The sequence below is a fragment of the Actinomyces sp. oral taxon 448 str. F0400 genome, assembly GCF_000220835.1.
Lineage (GTDB): Bacteria > Actinomycetota > Actinomycetes > Actinomycetales > Actinomycetaceae > Actinomyces.
The window spans coordinates 362,079-379,625 of sequence record NZ_GL985606.1; the positions used below are offsets into that span (position 1 = coordinate 362,079).

Annotated in this window: 17 protein-coding genes; 9 read left to right on the forward strand and 8 right to left on the reverse strand. The window is 63.4% G+C overall.

Annotated features, from left to right (window positions below):
• Positions 1–30: 30 nt before the first annotated feature.
• The 5 genes from trxB (at position 31) to HMPREF9062_RS01615 (ending at position 5,520) form a co-directional block, all read left to right on the forward strand.
• Positions 31–957, forward strand: coding sequence for a thioredoxin-disulfide reductase (gene trxB, locus HMPREF9062_RS01595; RefSeq protein ID WP_009748251.1), 927 nt, complete (start codon positions 31–33; stop codon positions 955–957).
• 29 nt (positions 958–986) lie between these two features.
• Positions 987–1,313, forward strand: coding sequence for a thioredoxin (gene trxA, locus HMPREF9062_RS01600; RefSeq protein ID WP_009748252.1), 327 nt, complete (start codon positions 987–989; stop codon positions 1,311–1,313).
• Positions 1,314–1,577: 264 nt separating this feature from the next.
• Positions 1,578–3,008: a threonine synthase gene (thrC, locus tag HMPREF9062_RS01605; RefSeq protein ID WP_009748253.1), complete on the forward strand. Its 1,431-nt coding sequence runs from the start codon at positions 1,578–1,580 to the stop codon at positions 3,006–3,008.
• 211 nt (positions 3,009–3,219) lie between these two features.
• The gene (locus HMPREF9062_RS01610; protein WP_034253508.1) at positions 3,220–4,527 is read left to right on the forward strand and encodes an aminotransferase-like domain-containing protein; all 1,308 of its coding nucleotides are present in this window, start codon (positions 3,220–3,222) and stop codon (positions 4,525–4,527) included.
• A gap of 9 nt (positions 4,528–4,536) precedes the next feature.
• Entirely contained in the window at positions 4,537–5,520 is a 984-nt protein-coding gene (locus HMPREF9062_RS01615) for a D-alanine--D-alanine ligase family protein (protein WP_009748255.1), read from the forward strand.
• 693 nt (positions 5,521–6,213) lie between these two features.
• Here HMPREF9062_RS01615 and HMPREF9062_RS01620 read toward each other — a convergent pair.
• The 8 genes from HMPREF9062_RS01620 to rpmH form a co-directional block, all read right to left on the reverse strand.
• Entirely contained in the window at positions 6,214–7,509 is a 1,296-nt protein-coding gene (locus HMPREF9062_RS01620) for a ParB/RepB/Spo0J family partition protein (RefSeq protein ID WP_009748256.1), read from the reverse strand.
• Positions 7,510–7,511: 2 nt separating this feature from the next.
• Complete coding sequence (locus HMPREF9062_RS01625) at positions 7,512–8,438, reverse strand: ParA family protein (protein WP_009748257.1); 927 nt, start codon at positions 8,436–8,438, stop codon at positions 7,512–7,514.
• Between the two features lie 185 nt (positions 8,439–8,623).
• Positions 8,624–9,274, reverse strand: coding sequence for a 16S rRNA (guanine(527)-N(7))-methyltransferase RsmG (gene rsmG / locus HMPREF9062_RS01630; protein WP_009748258.1), 651 nt, complete (start codon positions 9,272–9,274; stop codon positions 8,624–8,626).
• Positions 9,275–9,280: 6 nt separating this feature from the next.
• Positions 9,281–9,889: a Jag family protein gene (locus HMPREF9062_RS01635; protein ID WP_009748259.1), complete on the reverse strand. Its 609-nt coding sequence runs from the start codon at positions 9,887–9,889 to the stop codon at positions 9,281–9,283.
• Between the two features lie 39 nt (positions 9,890–9,928).
• Positions 9,929–11,143, reverse strand: a complete 1,215-nt coding sequence (gene yidC, locus HMPREF9062_RS01640) for a membrane protein insertase YidC (protein WP_009748260.1) — start codon at positions 11,141–11,143, stop codon at positions 9,929–9,931.
• Positions 11,144–11,224: 81 nt separating this feature from the next.
• Complete coding sequence (yidD, locus tag HMPREF9062_RS01645; RefSeq protein WP_009748261.1) at positions 11,225–11,545, reverse strand: membrane protein insertion efficiency factor YidD; 321 nt, start codon at positions 11,543–11,545, stop codon at positions 11,225–11,227.
• 21 nt (positions 11,546–11,566) lie between these two features.
• Positions 11,567–11,935 carry a ribonuclease P protein component gene (gene rnpA, locus HMPREF9062_RS12340; protein WP_083820075.1) on the reverse strand — a complete coding sequence of 123 codons (369 nt, stop codon included), beginning with the start codon at positions 11,933–11,935 and terminating at the stop codon, positions 11,567–11,569.
• 1 nt (position 11,936) lies between these two features.
• Positions 11,937–12,074: a 50S ribosomal protein L34 gene (gene rpmH / locus HMPREF9062_RS01650; protein ID WP_009748263.1), complete on the reverse strand. Its 138-nt coding sequence runs from the start codon at positions 12,072–12,074 to the stop codon at positions 11,937–11,939.
• Positions 12,075–12,509: 435 nt separating this feature from the next.
• On the opposite strand from rpmH, the gene dnaA reads away from it, so the two are divergent.
• The 4 genes from dnaA (at position 12,510) to HMPREF9062_RS01670 (ending at position 17,467) form a co-directional block, all read left to right on the forward strand.
• Entirely contained in the window at positions 12,510–14,105 is a 1,596-nt protein-coding gene (gene dnaA, locus HMPREF9062_RS01655; RefSeq protein ID WP_009748264.1) for a chromosomal replication initiator protein DnaA, read from the forward strand.
• Positions 14,106–14,508: 403 nt separating this feature from the next.
• A complete protein-coding gene (gene dnaN / locus HMPREF9062_RS01660; RefSeq protein WP_009748266.1) occupies positions 14,509–15,642 on the forward strand; it encodes a DNA polymerase III subunit beta in 1,134 nt (377 codons plus the stop codon).
• Between the two features lie 18 nt (positions 15,643–15,660).
• Positions 15,661–16,878, forward strand: a complete 1,218-nt coding sequence (gene recF, locus HMPREF9062_RS01665) for a DNA replication/repair protein RecF (protein WP_009748267.1) — start codon at positions 15,661–15,663, stop codon at positions 16,876–16,878.
• Positions 16,871–17,467, forward strand: coding sequence for a DUF721 domain-containing protein (locus HMPREF9062_RS01670; protein WP_009748268.1), 597 nt, complete (start codon positions 16,871–16,873; stop codon positions 17,465–17,467). The genes recF and HMPREF9062_RS01670 overlap by 8 nt, the downstream gene beginning before the upstream one ends.
• Positions 17,468–17,547: the final 80 nt, after the last annotated feature.

Below are 17,547 nucleotides of genomic sequence, written 5' to 3' on the forward strand. Positions count from 1 at the left end.
GCAACTCGCACAGTTCCACTCAGGAGAGCTATGGTCCACGACGTCGTCATCGTCGGCTCCGGCCCGGCCGGTTACACCTCCGCGATCTATGCGGCGCGTGCCCAACTGAACCCTGTCGTCCTCGCCGGCTCGGTCACCGCCGGAGGCGCGCTCATGAACACGACCGAGGTCGAGAATTACCCGGGCTTCATCGAGGGCGTCATGGGCCCCGAGCTCATGACGCAGATGCAGGAGCAGGCCGAGCGCTTCGGCGCCGACATCCGCTACGAGGACGTCATCGACCTCGAGCTCACCGGTGAGATCAAGCGTGTCACCACCGATGACGCCGTCTACGAGGCGCGCGCCGTCATCATGTCGACCGGCTCGGAGTACCGCAAGTTGGGTCTGGAGGACGAGGCCCGGCTCTCAGGGCACGGCGTGTCCTACTGCGCGACCTGCGACGGATTCTTCTTCAAGGATAAGCCGATCGTCGTCGTCGGCGGCGGGGATTCCGCCATGGAGGAGGCGCTCTTCCTGTCCCGCTTCGGCTCATCCGTAACGGTCGTGCATCGTCGTGACGAACTGCGTGCCAGTGCCGTCATGGCCAAGCGCGCCCAGGACGATCCCAAGATCGACTTCGCCTGGAACTCGACGGTGGCTGCCCTCAACGGGCAGGAAGCCCTCGAATCAGTCACTCTGGAGAACACCGTCACGGGGGAGCGACGCGACATCCCCGCCGCCGGTTTGTTCGTAGCCATCGGACAGATCCCGCGTTCCGAACTGGTCGCCGATGTCCTCGAGCTCGACGACGCCGGCTACATCGCCGTGCAGGCACCTTCCCAACGCACTGCTCTTCCTGGTGTCTTCGCCTGCGGTGACGTCGCTGACCCTCACTACCAGCAGGCGATCACTGCCGCCGGATCAGGCTGCCGTGCGGCGCTGGATGCCGAGCACTATCTCGCCAACCTCACCACCTGACCATCACCGGTTCTCTGAAGGAGAATTCCATGTCCCACACTCTCGCTGTCACCGACGACACTTTCGAGTCGGAGGTGCTGAAGTCCGAACTGCCCGTCGTCATCGACTTCTGGGCCGAGTGGTGCGGTCCGTGCCGGCAGATGGCACCGGTCGTCGATGAGGTCGCCTCCGAGCTCGGTGATCGTGCGAAGTTCATCAAGATCGATGTCGATGCCAGTCCGGACACCGCTCGTTCCTTCGGTGTCAGCTCGATCCCGACCTTCGCCGTCGTACGCGATGGGAAAGTCGTCCATCAGTTCTCCGGCTCCCGCCCCAAGGGATCCTTCACCAAGCAGATTGAAAAGGCCCTCGGCTGAAACACCGACATCCCGGACCGATCGCGTAGCACTGGTGAGGGTCTGACGGCTGCCTGACGGTGCGTCTCATGATCGACGGCGCCGCTCACTGCCGGGGCGGCGCCGTCGATCATTCTCAAGAGCGGCATCGAGAATCGCCATAGAGCAGGACGATGAGTGCGAGATGGAGAGCTATGCGCCGTCTCAACATATGAACATATATGTTCATATGTTGATCAGTATAGACTTGTGTCGTTCGTAGCCCGACGATGAAAGTGTAGCTCCATGCGTTTCATCTCCACGCGCGGCGGCATGGTTCCCACGAATTTCACCGACGTGCTTCTGTCCGGTCTCGCGCCCGACGGCGGCCTGATCGTACCGGAGAGTATCCCCGAGGTTACCCGTACTCAGCTCGAGAGGCTTCGTTCTTTGAGCTACCCCGAGCTCGCCGCCAAGATTATCAGCCTGTACGCCACCGACATCCCCACGCACGACCTCGCCGCGCTGACTGGTGCGGCATTCGGACCCGATCACTTCCCGCCGCCCGTCGTTCCTGTTCGGACGCTCAACAACGTAGCTGAGGGGCTTGCACTCGTAGGGCTGTCCGAGGGCCCGACCATGGCCTTCAAAGACCTCGCTATGCAGTTCCTGGGACAAGTCATCCCGTACATCCTGCGGCACGGGGGAAGGGTGCTCAATGTTCTGGGTGCTACCAGCGGTGATACCGGGTCCGCTGCTGAGCACGCCTTCCGGGGGCAGGACGGCGTCGCCATCTTCATGCTCTCACCGAAGGATCGAATGAGCGATGTGCAGCGCGCCCAGATGTACTCGCTCAATGACACCAATATTCACAACATCGCAGTGAATGGCGTCTTCGATGACTGCCAGGCTCTCGTCAAGGCCATCAACAGTGACGCCGCCTTCAAATCGACCTACTCGATCGGCGCCGTTAATTCTATTAACTTCGGGCGCATCGCTGCACAGATCGTCTACTACGTCTGGGCCTGGCTGCGTATCTCGGACGGACTCGACAGTTCGGACCGTGCTGGCCATGCAATGGATGTGGTCGTCCCATCGGGCAATTTCGGCAACATCTACGCCGGCCACCTCGCCAGGTCGATGGGCGTGCCGATCCGACGTCTCGTCCTGGCCACCAATGAGAACAATGTCCTGGACGAATTCTTCTCCACTGGCGTGTATCGTCCAAGGGGAAGCGCGGAGACGTTGGCAACCTCCAGCCCGTCCATGGACATCTCCAAAGCATCGAACCTTGAACGATTCATCTGGCAACTACTCGGTCCAAAGGAGTTCAGGCACCGGTGGCTCGACCTGGAGACCACAGGCGTTCTCGATTTGTCCGACCAACTGACGCGTCTCAGCGCCGAGTTCGGGTTCATCTCCGGATCGTCATCCCATCGCGACAGGCTCGAGGCTATCCGCCGCGTGCACACGGCGACGGGTACTTTCATCGACCCGCACACGGCTGACGGCGTCACCGTGGCACTCCGGACAATGGAAGTCGGCTTCCCGACCCTGATTCTCGAGACCGCGAAGGCCGCGAAGTTCGGCGAGACTGTCAAGGAGGCGCTCGGTGCCGAACAGATGCAGACTCCTGAGATCACCGATCTTCTCGGTCGTGCACAGCACGTCGTCACGATAGCCAACGCCGAGGAACCGCTTCGCGCGATCATCGAGGCAGCAGCACTGCGTACCTGACTGGTCCGGGCTGATCAAACGTGGCGACGGAAGGAAGACGTGGTTTCACGTGAAACACTCTGCTCACCTACGATGAGTGTTTCACGTGAAACCACGTCTTAGCCTCCAGCGACATGGATCAGGTCCGTCGTGGGAACAGACCGGCATGCTACCGCGCTGCCGTGGCAGACTGACCTCCAACGGCGGGTGCCGACCCAGGAAGGACGACGACGTGACTGATGAACACTCCGTGAAAGGCAATCGGCTCGATCCATGGCTGGACAACTATGCTACGCGAGCTCACGGCTTGCGCGCCTCCGAAACCCGTTCCCTCTTCGCCGTCGCCTCTCGACCCGAGGTCGTCTCCTTGGCTGGCGGCATGCCCAATCTCAAAGACCTGCCGCTCGATCGGCTCGCCGAATCCACAGCCCGGATGATCCGTAAGGACGGGGGAAGGGCTCTTCAGTACGGAAACGGACAGGGGCTTCCTCGACTGCGTGAGCAGATTCCCGATGTCATGGCGCTTGAAGGCATCGACGCGGACCCTGAAGACATCATCATCACAACAGGTTCCCAGCAGGCCGTCGACATCGTCGCCGAACTTTTCATTGACCCGGGTGACGTCATTCTCGCTGAGGGTCCGACCTACGTCGGGTCTCTATCGATCTTCGCCACCTACCAAGCAGATGTGCAACAGATTGAGATGGATGCCGACGGCGTCATCCCGGATGCCCTTGAGGAGGCGATCCTTCGACTGGAACGGGAGGGTCGACGAATCAAGCTCTTCTACTGCCTTCCAAATTTTCACAATCCCGCTGGCGCCACGCTCTCCGAGGAGCGACGCCGGACGGTCGTCGACATCTGCCACCGGCATCACATCCTCATCGTTGAGGACAATCCCTACGGCCTCCTCGGTTTCGATGGGCAGACCTACACCGCCCTCAAGACTCTCGCACCCGACGATGTCGTGTATCTCGGATCCTTCTCCAAGATTTTCGCTCCAGGTTACCGCGTCGGCTGGGCCGTCGCTCCGCCCGCGGTCAGGGAGAAGATGAAGCTCGCCTCTGAAGCCGCTATCCTCTGTCCGAGCTCAGTTGGTCAATACTCCATCTCCATGTATCTTGAAGGCTTCGATTGGAAGCATCAGATCGAAGAGTTCCGCGGCATGTATCGCGACCGTTGCGACGCCATGATCTCCGCGCTCAACGAGTACATGTCCATGTGCACGTGGAACGTGCCCTCCGGCGGGTTCTACGTGTGGGTCGGCCTGCCGGATGGCCTCGATGCAAAAGACATGCTGCCTCGTGCTGTCACCAACCTCGTCGCCTATGTGTCGGGTACCGCCTTCTACCCTGGAGGATCAGCAGGGCATGATCACATGCGTCTTTCCTTCTGCTATCCCGAGCCAGTCGAGATCCACGAGGGGATACGCCGTCTGTCTGACGTGATCACGCATGATCTTGAGCTCATCGATCTCTTCGGCCCGTCATACAGCCGTCCTACCGAGGGGGTCTCCACCCCCGCACCAGATCAGATCTGAGGTTACATCATGACAAAGACCACCGAATCCACAAAGCTCGTGCCTGTCGACGACGAGCCACTCCGCGTCGCCATTCTGGCCGGTGGCTTGAGCCATGAACGTGATGTCTCACTTCGTTCAGGGCATCGTGTCGCCTCAGTCCTTAAGCATCTTGGCCACACGGTGCTCATCCTCGACGTCGATGCACGGACTATTGGATCACTGAAAGCGTTCGCTCCCGATGCCGTCTGGCCGCTCCTTCACGGGCGACACGGTGAGGATGGAGGGCTTCAGAACGTTCTCATCGCGCTCGACATGCCCTACGTCGGAACCCATTCCGACGGTTGCCAACGTGCCTCTTTCAAGTCGACCGCGAAAGCAACTGTACGGGCAGGCGGGGTCGTCACACCGGATTCTGTCACGTTGCCCAAGTCGTATTTCTCCCAACTGGGAGCACAGGAGACACTAGGCGTCGTCGCATCGCATCTCGGGCTTCCCGTCGTCGTCAAACCGAATCAAGGAGGCTCCGGCCTCGGAGTGTCACTGGCCCATAATGCCGACGAACTACGTAACGCCATGGTGGCATGCTTCGCCTATGACGAGCGCGCGCTCATTGAACGGTACGTACCCGGTACCGAGGTAGCCGTATCGGTGGTGGACACCGGCAACGGTCCGCGGGCGCTTCCACCCGTCGAGGTGGTTTCGGAAGGTCAGTATGACTTCGATGCTCGATACAACCCCGGTCGTTCAGAGTACTTCGTCCCCGCGCGTCTTGATTCAGAGCTCCTGACACGGGTGCAGAACACTGCCGTCGTCGTACACCGAACCTTGGGGCTCGGCAACACTTCTCGTACAGACCTCATCCTCGACGAGGCGGGGACACCTTGGTTCATCGACGTTAACGTGGTCCCCGGGATGACGGAAACGTCCCTTTTGCCTCTGGCCGCCAACGTGGATGGTAGTTTGCCCGAGCTCTACAATGCTCTCGCCCACCATCCCCTCGTTCGCCCCTGAAGCGACGATTGACCGAGAAACACTGCTCGGGATCGAGAATAGCAGGTGTTTCACGTGAAACATCCGTCGCTGATTCCTGTCGGGGCTGACCTCCGACATCGTTGCTCGGACTTCCCCGTCTCCACGGCCATCCTCAGGACGAGGTCTCAATGGATCCCTGCCGTGTACGACACTCGGACAGCACGATGGCCTCGTAGACCGTCCCGGGTCGAAATCCGAAGTCGTCCCTCGTACTCGCTCAACAGCAACCAACGCGCGAGTCTCGCCATCCCCTGCAGAAGCGTGCCAAGACGCTGAACGCTGTAAACACGATCGTCCGCACGTTTCACGTGAAACATGACGACTCGATGTAGGCGACTGGCAGGATGGTCAGTAACCATCATGCTGTGTGTGCCGGGATCGTGGCAAGTGGTTCTAACGTGAACGTCAAGCGGAGTTGAGGGCAGAATCGCGAGCCGCACATGCATACGGTGGCCACTCCCTGCACGTGTGAGACCATGCGAGGCGCATCCGGGTCTGGCCATGGCTTTTCCCGACCGTGGTCGGGGAACTCCTTGACATCAGTCGCGTCGCGGCAGCGGAAGTGCGTTCATGCCCAATCGTCTCGCATGTTTCACGTGAAACATCGGGCCAGCTTCGGGCCCTGCATCGGAAGAACTGTTGCTGACCGACCGATCTTCAGGAGCTTAGTCTTCAGTCCTCATCTAGTGACGTTCCGGGAGCCAGTGCGGAGACGATGCGTGCGAGGTCGTCATCGCCGGCGAACTCAATCGTAATCCTCCCCTTCTTCGCTCCGCGAGTGACCTTGACCCGTGTGTCGAAAGCATCCGACAAGCGCGTCGACAGTGCGGGAAGCGGTGCCGAACGCGCGCGCAGCGGCTTGGACTTACGCGCTGGTTCCGGTTCATCATGCACCGCCACGAGCTCCTCCGTCGCACGAACGGACAGACCCTCTGCCACAATGCGCTGAGCAAGTCGCTCCATGGCCGCCGCATCGGGAAGTCCCAAGAGCGCCCGAGCATGTCCCGCTGACAGGACTCCCGCTGCAACTCGCCGCTGAACAAGAGGCGGAAGCTTCATAAGACGCAGCGTGTTCGAGATCTGCGACCGTGACCGAGCGATACGCTTCGAAAGCTCAGCATGCGTGCAATTGAAATCCTCCAACAGCTGCTGATAAGCGGCAGCCTCCTCCAAAGGATTGAGCTGGACACGGTGCAGGTTCTCCAAGAGAGCATCCCGCAGCAACTCCTCGTCCGCGGCATAGCGAACGACCGCCGGAATCGTCTTGAGTCCGGCCTCCTTCGCCGCGCGCAGACGCCGTTCGCCCATGATCAATTCATAGTGGGCGTTCTCCTCATCTCCTTCGCCATCGATTCGCCGTACAACGATGGGCTGAAGAAGACCGACCTCCTTGATTGAGGCCGCGAGCTCGGAGATGTCATCCTCGTCGAAAACCTGACGTGGCTGATGAGGGTTCGCGGAGATAATGTCCACCGGAAGATCTGCAAAGGTCGCACCCGGCACCGGAACGAGTGACGAGTCCTCATTCGATTTCTCCTGCTTAGAAGAACCGGTCACCGTCTTCGCCGACCGCACCTCAGCTTCGTCCCCAGTCTTCCCAGCCCCGGCACGAGTCGACTTCGTCTTCGCATCGCTGTTCTTCGCAGCAGTGTCGCGCGCTGCAGTCCGGCTGGTCGATGCTGTTGTGCGCCGCTGATGACTCGTGCTTCTCGCAGCAGACTTCTTCGTCCGCCTGGATGGAGCCAGAAGCGTGGCGGCGATATCATCGGCCTTACGCCGTGTGCCCTCCGTGGCAGAGTCTTCGCCGGTCTCACCGTTCTCGGACGTCTCCGCGCTCTTCCTGTCCTCCGCAGGGGAGTCGGACTCGGGGAAGAACACATCCGTAGGACGGGTTGATGGCGTTTCGGATTGTGTCTCCGGGATGAGCGCCTGGAGCCCTCGCCCAAGCCCACGCTTCTTCTGCGCCATCGTCACGCCTCCTGTACGTTGTCATTGTTGACCATCGAGCTGTCCCAACCGGCCACTCCACGTTGTGCGATCTCTTGCGCGAGCTGTTTATAGGCCACTGCTCCCGAGCATCGAGGGTCCCAGAAAACTACGGGCGCTCCGAAAGAAGGTGCCTCGGCTACGCGTACGGAGCGTGGAATACGCGTATGGAGTGCCGCCGAGGAGAAGTAGTTCCGCACCTCACCCTCGACGTCGCGCGCCAGCGTCGTGCGCTTATCGAACATAGTCAGAGCGATCATGGACACCGTGAGTGAGGAGTTGTGAGTCTGTGCAACGCGCTCCACCGAGCGAGTGAGCAGTGCAAGTCCTTCCAGGGCGTAGTACTCCGCCTGCATGGGGATGAGGACCTCGTTGGCCGCCACGAACGCGTTGATCGTCATCAGCCCCAAGCTCGGTGGGCAATCGATGAAGACGTAGTCCAGACGCGGAAGGCCCTCAGTAGCTCGGCTTTCGAGATACTCATCAAGAGCATGATGCAAGCGCGACTCACGCTCGGCAGCGTTGATGAGTTCAATCTCAACCGCGGCCACGTCGATCGTGGCCGGTACGCACAGCAGCGTCGGGGCGAAACTCGTCGTCACCACCACGTCATCGATCCTGGTCCCCTCCACCAGAACGTCGTAGATGGAGGCCTGCTCCTCATCATGCGCCACTCCGAGGGCCGTCGATGCGTTGCCCTGGGAATCGGCATCGATAACGAGGACGTGAAGTCCGGCCTCGGCCAGTGCAGCTGCAACATTCACCGTCGTCGACGTCTTACCGACCCCGCCCTTTTGGTTGGCAACAGCAATGATACGAGTCTGGTCGGGGTGCGGAAAGCGCATCCCGGCGAACTCTTCAAGCGCCGAGTGATCGGCCTGCAACTGTTCGAAGATGGACGATCCCGACAAAATTGTTCTCCTCGGACGACGTCCCCGGCTGCGCCTGGTGGTCGGGGACGTTCAGTCTACGTGAGCGCAGCGACACCGACGGTATACCTCGCCGCACCCAATCGGCATCGGCGATGCAACTCACGTCGTGTACCTCACACAACGTACCCGATTCGAATCCAGGCCGGCTCTTCCCCGGTCGCACGTCACCGCTTAGGGCGACGCACCTGCACAACCCTAGTCAGCTCCTCGCCCGGCGTCATCACCTCGTGAACGACCGCCGGCTCGAGTCGGGCCTTCTTCACGACATATTGTGCCGCCTCAACCTCAGCCTCGGCCCGAGCCCCCTTGAGTGCCAGCAGACTACCTCCCGGACGCAACAAAGGCGCCGTAAGACGGACGAGCTTCGTCAGGTTCGCGACAGCGCGAGCGGCGACGGCGTCGAACCGATCCTTGACCTCTTCCGCGCGAGCATGCCGCAGGATGACATTGTCCAGGTCGAGCTCGGCTACGACATCGTCAAGCCATTCGATCCGACGCTCCATAGATTCTATAAGCATTACTTCTAAATCAGGTCTCAAGAGCGCAATGACGATTCCCGGGAACCCCGCTCCTGAACCGACGTCAGCCACCGCACCGCGCGCCGGCAGAAAAGGCGCAAGAGCAGCCGAGTTGACTATGTGCCGGCTCCACAGTCGCGGCAGTTCGCGCGGACCGATCACTCCACGCATCTCGCCCTCGGCAGTGAGCATCTCCGCGAAACGCGCCGCGCCCAAGAAGGCGAGTCCGAAGATCTCGCGGATCTCGTCCGCAGGCTCCTCCACTTCAACTGGCACGGAAAGATCGTCACCACTCACCAGATGTCAATCCTTCTCCGGAACCTCGCCGACACCCGCATCCTCACGAGCACCCTCCACGTCAGTCTCTGAGATCGACAGCGAGTCCGCCTCAGTGGACTCACGATCCGGCAGGACGACAACGTGGCGGAGCGGCTCGACTCCTTCGGACTCGGAGGTCAGCCCCGCAGCAGCCACGACGTCGTGACAGACCTTGCGCTCGAAAGGATTCATGGGTTCGAGTGTCACCGTCCGACCGGAAACCTTCACCCTCTTCACAGCTTCCTCGGCAACCTTCTTCAGTTCGGCTCGCCGTGCGGCGCGATAACCGTTGATATCGAGCATGAGACGCGAGCGACTGCCCGTACGGGCCTGCACTGCCAGGCGGGTCAGCTCCTGAACGGCTTCGAGCACCTCGCCGTCGCGTCCAACAAGATCGGCGAGCTCTCGCGCGTCGCCCTCCTCCGATGCGACAATTGCGATGGAGGCACGACCATGGTCGATGTCAATATCGATGTCTCCGCCGAGATCAACAATATCGAGAAGCTCCTCGAGGTAATCGGCTCCGACCTCTCCCTCCTCCTCAAGACGGCTGATGGTACTCGACGAGTTGGACGAGGCGGTGTTCTCGCTCATGATAGTCCATTCTCCTCAATGGTCCTGTGGGACTGCGGGTCAGCCCCGGCGCTTCTTGTTCTGAGCTTTACGGCGCGCGGCAGCGCGCTTGCGCTCTCGCGCGCGTCTTTCATAGCGACGCCGGGCGATCTCCTCGTCCGTCAAGCCGCCGGGTCTGCGGGAAGATCCTCCGCCACCCGTCGTCGCATTGTCGGAATCATTGGCATCACCGGCTCCGCCCGTCTTGGCGCCATCACCGTCGTCGGGCCGTGAGCCGCTCCGTCCCTCCGCTCCGGACGGCCGTCCGGCACCCTTCTTCTGACGGTTCTTGCGCACTGGCTGCGCACGTTGCCCCCCGGTCGGCGCGGTTCCCTCGGCCTCCGCCTTAGCACGCTCCTCCTCTTCGAGTGAGGGCATGCCCTTGCGCGCCCGCTTGGCGTTCTCCCGGGCCCGGAACTTCTTCTCGGCCTCCGAGCCCGGAGCCGGCATGCGGTTGATGGTGTAGAACTGCTGACCCATCGTCCACAGGTTCGACGTCACCCAGTAGATCAGAACACCGATCTGGAATTGCACACCGGTGAAGGCGAAGAAGACCGGCATCACCGTCATCATGACGCGTTGAGACCGTATCATGGGATTATCCGAGTTCTTGGAGGACTCGGGCATGTTCTTCATGCTCAGCTGCGCCATGGTGTACCACTGGGTCGCGCTCATGGCGATGATCATGATGACGGTGACGACCTTGGTCGTCATATCATCGGTGTTCATGAAGGAATCGGACAGATGCGCCCCGAAGACCGTGGAGGCTTGAACATCCCCGGCCAGTTCGGCCGTCAACGGTCCGATCGAGATATGACCGGGATAGACACCCTCGGCGACCTTCTCCAGATTCGCCAGCACTCGGAAGAGCGCGAAGAAGATTGGCATCTGAATGAGGATGGGGAAGCACGAGGCGAAAGGATTCGTTCCGTGCTTGCGGTACAGCGCCATCATCTCCTCCTGCTGACGCTGCTTGGAAGCCGGATCCTTCTTCCCCTTGTACTTGGCCTGGAGCGCCTGCAGCTCGGGCTGCATGAGTTGCATTCCCCGGCTGGCCCGGATCTGACGCACGAACAACGGCATGATGAGAATGCGCACGAAGATCGTCAGACCCACGATCGACAGAACCCACGCGGCCCCGGAGCCATCGTGCATCCCGACGAGCACGAGGAACTTGTGAATGTAGACCATGACCCAGGCGACAGCAACCTTGAGGGGCCACAGAATCGTGTCCATTGCACTCCTTGCTTTCAGGCGTGGTGAGCACCCGCACCGCGGGTCACGCTGGCCGGTACATCCGGCCCGGTCTCGTCCGGGTCAATCGGTGGCCCGACCAAGCTCGAAACGGGGAACATCATGACGGTAGGGGTAGCGCCACCGGCCCGGATCGGGAACGTGGTCGACGCCGCCGAGGGTCAGAGGATTGCACCGCACGAGCCGCCAGAACGCCAGCAGAACTCCCTTGAGCGGTCCGTGGACGCGCACGGCCTCGACGGTGTAGGCGGAGCAGGTCGGGTAATAACGGCACCGGCGCGGCAGCATCGGTGAGATCCTCCTCCGATAGAAGCGCACGGGCGCGAGCACCACCCGCACGGTCCGAGCGCGACTCACCGGCTCATTCGTCTGCTGTCCACTCACCTACGGTTTCCTCCGGAATGCTCAGCGCTGTCTGCTCTGAAGGCTCGCCCGCCGACTGCGGGCGAGCAGACGATCGAGATCAGCCCCAAGCTCGGCGCTGGTAGCGCCGTCGGAGGCGGCTAGACCGCGTACGACGATGCGCGCCCCGGGCTCGACATCTGCTACTCGCTCACTCATGAGGGCGCGGACACGGCGCTTGACCCGGTTACGATGAGCAGCACGGGAAATCTGCTTCTTCGGCACAACAACGCCGACGAGGGCCGGAGCCGTCTCTCCAGCCCCGCCAGCGCTGTAGTGGATGACCAGCCTGCGACTGCCGCTGCGCGCACCGGACCGAACCGCGGTGAAGAAATCTTCGCTCCGCAGCATCCGGTGCGCCTTCGGAAGCACCTCAGGCGGCAAGACGCGCACGGCCCTTGCGGCGGCGCGAGGCGAGAACCGCACGGCCGGCGCGGGTGGACATGCGCTTGCGGAAACCGTGCACCTTGGCACGACGACGGTTGTTCGGCTGGAAGGTCCGCTTAGTCACGTGTGTACTCCTGGTCGGATGATCGGAACCATGCATCACGGGGATCGCGGCACGGTCGCTCGCACTGGCTGCCCCATGGACCGGGACGTGACTCCATACGAACGTCCGCACCACCATACGGCCCGCTTTTCGGCGCGGTCAAACGGTCCTGCACCACCCTTGGTGAGAGCCCTGACACGCCGTCGTCACCCGCTCACAGAGGCCGCTCCCCACCCTGTTGACTCATCCGGGAGACCACATGTGGACGTCCTTCGACCGAGCCGCCCGATCCGTGAGTCGGAACGCGTCATGACGCGCGCCACCTTCCTCGTCGACGCCGAGGCGCCCCTCTCCTCGCCCGGGGACAGACCTGTGGGGAGCCACAGGTGTGGACAACCCTGTGGAAAAAACCCATGATGTGAACCTCTCGCATTCCCCATCCGTCAGGAGCGCACCGTGCCAGACGACACAACGACCAGGTGGCAATCCGTCCTCGAGGTCCTCGCCGAGTCCGCCGAACTGAGCACGGGCAAGCTCTCCATCATCCGAATGACGCGCGTGATCGACGTCGACGGCACCCTCGTGCTCGTCGCCGGCTCACCCTTCACCAAGAGCAAAGTCGAGGAGGCGCGCACCGCCATCAGTCGGGCTCTGGCGCAGGTCTGGGGCCGGGAGATCCCCTTCGAAGTGACCGTCGACACCTCGTTGGAGGCCGGAGCGCCCATACCGACGATCTCCTCCAGCCGCCCCCCGGCCCAGCCCGCTCCCGATCAGTCCTCATCCTTCGCCAGCACCAGCGGGCCCATTGCACGCTCCGAACCGGTCACGCCCGCCGAGCCTGTCGTACGCGCACGCCCGCACATCGCCGAAGCATCGATGAGCACGACAGCCGACGGTTCCACGAGCATGCAATCCACCACACCGACCTACGTGACCAACCCGGCCGCCGCCTTCGCGCGCCCGGAGAGCCCTCAGACCTTCGACAAGAGCTCACGCCTGAACCCCCGCTACTCCTTCGACAACTACGTCATGGGCGACTCCAACCGATTCGCCTTCGCCGCTGCACTCAAGGTGGCCGAGCAGCCCGGGGACGCCGACCCCGACCGCAGCACCGGCGGCTACAATCCGCTGTTCATCTACGGGGGCTCGGGACTGGGCAAGACCCACCTGCTCCACGCGATCGGCAACCACGCACGCTCCTTGTATCGGGACATGATCATCAAGTACGTCTCCTCCGAGGAGTTCGTCTCCGACTTCATCGCCTCGGTCGCCGAGGGCAAGATGAACGACTTCAAGCGCCGCTACCGCGATGTCGACATTCTCCTGGTCGACGACGTCCAGTTCCTCGGCGGCAAGGAGCAAACCCTCGAAGAGTTCTTCCACACCTTCAACACCCTCTACATGGCCAACAAGCAGGTCGTGCTGACCTCCGACCTGCCGCCCAAGGATCTCAGAGGCTTCGAGAAGCGCCTGCTCTCGCGCTTCGAGTCCGGCCTGACCGTCGACGTCCAACCCCCGACCCTGGAGACCCGCACCGCGATCCTGCGCAACAAGGCTCGCGCCGAAGGCGTGGACCTGCCCATGCCCGTCCTGGAGTACATCGCCGGCCGGGTCACCACCAACATCCGCGAGCTGGAAGGAGCTCTCATCCGCGTCACGGCCTTCGCGTCCCTGACCGACCAGCCCATCGACCAGACCTTGGCGGAGATGGTGCTCAAGGACATCATCTCCAACTCCGGCGGCGGCGAGATCACAGCCGCCATGGTCATGACGCAGACCGCCGACTTCTTCGGCCTGACCATCGAGGACCTGCGCTCCAAGGACAGGGCTCAGACGATGGTGCACGCCCGTCACATCGCCATGTACCTGTGTCGCGAGCTCATCGAGATGTCGACCACCAAGATCGGCAAGGAGTTCGGCGGCAAGGACCACACGACGGTCATGAGCGCGAGCCGGAAGATCAGCACGCAGATGGCCGAACGGCGCGACACCTACAACCAGGTCCAGGAGATCACCGCCCGTATCAAGCAAGCCTCCCAGGCCCCCCGCTGACGCGACGCGTCGCCCTGGGGAGGGACCTGCGAGCTGTGGTGGACAACTCGTCCAGCCATGTGGACGGCAGGACTCGCTCATGTGGACTCCGCCCGAGGCCCGCAGGAGGAAACCACCACCGGCCGGCCGGCTCCACCGAACCACTCTTCTGTCGTTCCACACCTCCGACTCGCACGATGCCGGGCCCCATCGGGCTTATCCCCAGAACCCACACCTCCTAACACCCCTACTACCCTCATCACTCCACGCTCATCCCGCACAGCCCGCGCAGGGCGCCGACGCCCCCGCGCATCCCATCCGGCCGGACATGGACGCGTCCTACACTCATACGTCTAGACTCCACTCGGGTGGTCCGCCCCTGACCGGGGCCACAGCCACGCACTCACATCAAGGAGGCACCCACATGAAGCTCCGGGTCGACCGCGACGTCCTGGCCGAGGCCGTGACCTGGACCGCCCGATCGGTGCCCGCGCGCCCCCCCGTCCCCGTCCTGGCAGGAGTGCGCCTGGAGGCCTCCCCAGCCACGCTCATCCTCGCCTCCTTCGACTACGAAGTCTCGGCGCGCTGCGAAGTCGCCGCAGACGTTGAGGACGAGGGCGTCGTCCTCGTCTCGGGCCGTCTGCTGGCGGATATCGCCAAAGCTCTGCCCCCCAAACCGGTGGACGTGGAGGTCGAGGGCACGAAGGTGGCCGTCTCGTGCGGCGCGGCACACTTCTCCCTGGCAGCCATGGCGGCCGACGACTACCCCGCGCTGCCGGTGATGCCCGGGGCGGCCGGTACCGTCGACGCCCACGATCTGGCCCAGGCCGTCGGTCAAGTCTCGATCGCGGCCTCGCGCGATGACACTCTCCCGCTGCTCACCAGCGTGCAAATGGAGGTTGACGGCGAGTCGCTGACTCTCATGGCCACCGACCGGTATCGCCTGGCGGTGCGGAAGATGACGTGGACGCCGCAGAATGCAGGCCTGTCCACCCATGCGCTGCTCAAAGCGCGCACTCTGTCCGACGTCGCCAAGTCGCTGACCTCGGCCGGAGACGTGACGCTCGCCCTGACCGAGCCCGGTTCGTCGTCCTCCAGCCTCATCGGCTTCGAGGCCGGGGGACGACGCACGACGAGTCTGCTCACGGACGGTGATTATCCGCCGGTGCTGCGTCTATTCCCCGAGACGACGACGATCCACGCCACCGTCAGTCGTGAGGAACTCATGGATGCGGTGCGTCGCGTCAGCCTCGTGGCGGACCGCTCCACCCCGATCCACATGGCATTCACCGACGGCAACCTGGCCCTGAACGCCGGGCAGGGGGACGACGCCCAGGCGTCCGAGCAGCTCATGACTTATGTGGAGGGCGATGACATCACCACCGCCTTCAACCCCGGCTATCTGCTCGACGGCCTCGGCGCGATTACGCAGCCCTACGTCATGTTCGATTTCACTCACCCGTCCAAGCCTGCGGTGCTGACCGGCATGAGTGCCATCGGCGGAGAGGAGGACGCCTCCTTCCGCTACCTCATCATGCCGATCCGCTTCGGCGCCTGAGGGGGCGGATGCGCGTCCGTGTACGTTTCGGACCTGGCACTCAACGACTTCCGCTCCTACGACGAGCTCGTTCTCGCCCTCGACCCCGGGCCCACCGCCCTCATCGGGCCCAACGGGCAGGGGAAGACCAATCTCATCGAAGCGGTCGCCTACCTGTCGACCCTTTCGAGTCACCGGACGGGCGCCGATACGGCGCTGGTGCGGCGCGGTGCTCCGGGCGAGCCCCAGCCCGCCGGCGCCGTCGTGAGGGCTAGGGTCCTCCACGGCGAGCGCCCCAGCGTCCTGGAGATCGAGATCGTCGCGGGCAAGGCCAATCGCGCCCGGCTCAATCGGGGGGGCGTTCGTCCGCGCGAGCTGCTGGGCATGCTGCGGACCGTCGTCTTCGCGCCCGAGGACCTGGCCCTGGTTCGCGAGGAGCCGGGGATACGGCGTCGGTTCCTCGACGACCTCGCCGTGGCGCTACGCCCGTCGCTCGCTGGAGTGCGCGCCGAGCACGACAAGATCCTCGCTCAGCGCTCCAGTCTGCTGAAATCGGCTCGTGTCGCGCGCCGCTCGGGAGGCGTGCCGGCCTCGATGATCTCCACCCTGGAGGTGTGGGACGCTCAGCTCGCGGCGGCGGCGGCCCGGCTCATCGCCGCACGTATCGACGTCGTGATTCGGATGCGTCCGTGGGTGGCGGCTTCTTATGAAAGGGTCAGCGAGGGGCGGTCGGTGGCCCGCCTCGCCTACCGGTCGAGCCTGCTGGATCATGAGGGCGGGTCGCAGTCCGATCTCGCCGACGAAGCGGCGCGGGATGCCGCCGAGGCCGGTCTTGCCGATGCCGCCGCCACGGCTGCGCGCCTGGAGTCGGCTATGACGCAGCTGCGCGAGCGCGAGATTGATCGTGGAACCAACCTGGTGGGAGCGCACCGCGACGATCTCGCGCTCTTCCTGGATGCCCTGCCTGCTCGGGGATTCGCCTCACACGGGGAGCAGTGGTCGTTGGCGCTGGCACTGCGATTGGCCTCCTACGAGATGCTGCGGCATGACGTCGACGCCTACGGGGGCGACGGAGAGCCGGTGCTCATTCTCGACGACGTTTTCGCCTCGTTGGATGCCCGGCGTCGGACGGCACTGGTCGGCGTCGTCTCCGAGGCTCAGCAGACGCTGCTCACGGCGGCGGTGGATGAGGACGTGCCGGACGAACTGGCCGGGGCGCGCTTGCGCGTCTCCGGCTCCCGGGTGAGCCGTGGCTGAGGACGGGGACGCCCTGGCGCTGCGGGTGCTGGCTCGCGAGCGGGGCCATGCGTGGGACGCGGGCGAGATGCGGAAGAAGTTGTCGCAGCAGGCTGTCGACCGGGACGGCGTGGCCGTCTGGGACGCCCGCCGTCCGCACGGGGGGAGGAGCCCGGGGACGCAGAAGGATCCGACCGATCGCGGACCAGGGTTGCCGCCGGGACGCGACCGACCCGGACCGACGCGGTTCGACCCGCGTACCGGTAAGGGGGACCTGCGCCGGTACGCCGAGACGCACGGCTGGGCGGGCCACCTGGCCGTCGCCTCGGTGTCGGTGCGGTGGGAGCGGATCGTCGGACCGCAGATCGCCGGGCATGCGGCCATTGAGAGTTTCGAGCCGGGCCGGTTGACGTTGCGAGCCTCCTCCAGCGCCTGGGCTCAGCAGTTGCGTCTGCTTCTGCCCACGATCGAGCGGCGGGTGGTCGAGGCTCTGGGTTCTAACGGCGGCGCCGTCGAGATCCGGGTTCTGGGGCCGGCCGGTCCGCTGTGGCGACACGGTCGTTTCGGCGGGGCCCGGGGCGGGCGTGGTCCGCGGGACACCTATGGGTGACGACTCTCGACCGGCTCGGGACGGGCACGCACGATCATAGCGAGTGATGCTGCACACGTCCGACAAACGATGTCTGACGA

What these genes read in the sequence shown, in the direction of transcription:
- HMPREF9062_RS01620 (WP_009748256.1), bottom strand. Translation starts at nt 7,509, where the DNA reads ATGGCGCAGAAGAAGCGTGGGCTTGGGCGAGGGCTCCAGGCGCTCATC.
- trxB (WP_009748251.1), top strand. Translation starts at nt 31, where the DNA reads ATGGTCCACGACGTCGTCATCGTCGGCTCCGGCCCGGCCGGTTACACC.
- yidC (WP_009748260.1), bottom strand. Translation starts at nt 11,143, where the DNA reads ATGGACACGATTCTGTGGCCCCTCAAGGTTGCTGTCGCCTGGGTCATG.
- thrC (WP_009748253.1), top strand. Translation starts at nt 1,578, where the DNA reads ATGCGTTTCATCTCCACGCGCGGCGGCATGGTTCCCACGAATTTCACC.
- trxA (WP_009748252.1), top strand. Translation starts at nt 987, where the DNA reads ATGTCCCACACTCTCGCTGTCACCGACGACACTTTCGAGTCGGAGGTG.
- HMPREF9062_RS01615 (WP_009748255.1), top strand. Translation starts at nt 4,537, where the DNA reads ATGACAAAGACCACCGAATCCACAAAGCTCGTGCCTGTCGACGACGAG.
- HMPREF9062_RS01635 (WP_009748259.1), bottom strand. Translation starts at nt 9,889, where the DNA reads ATGAGCGAGAACACCGCCTCGTCCAACTCGTCGAGTACCATCAGCCGT.
- dnaN (WP_009748266.1), top strand. Translation starts at nt 14,509, where the DNA reads ATGAAGCTCCGGGTCGACCGCGACGTCCTGGCCGAGGCCGTGACCTGG.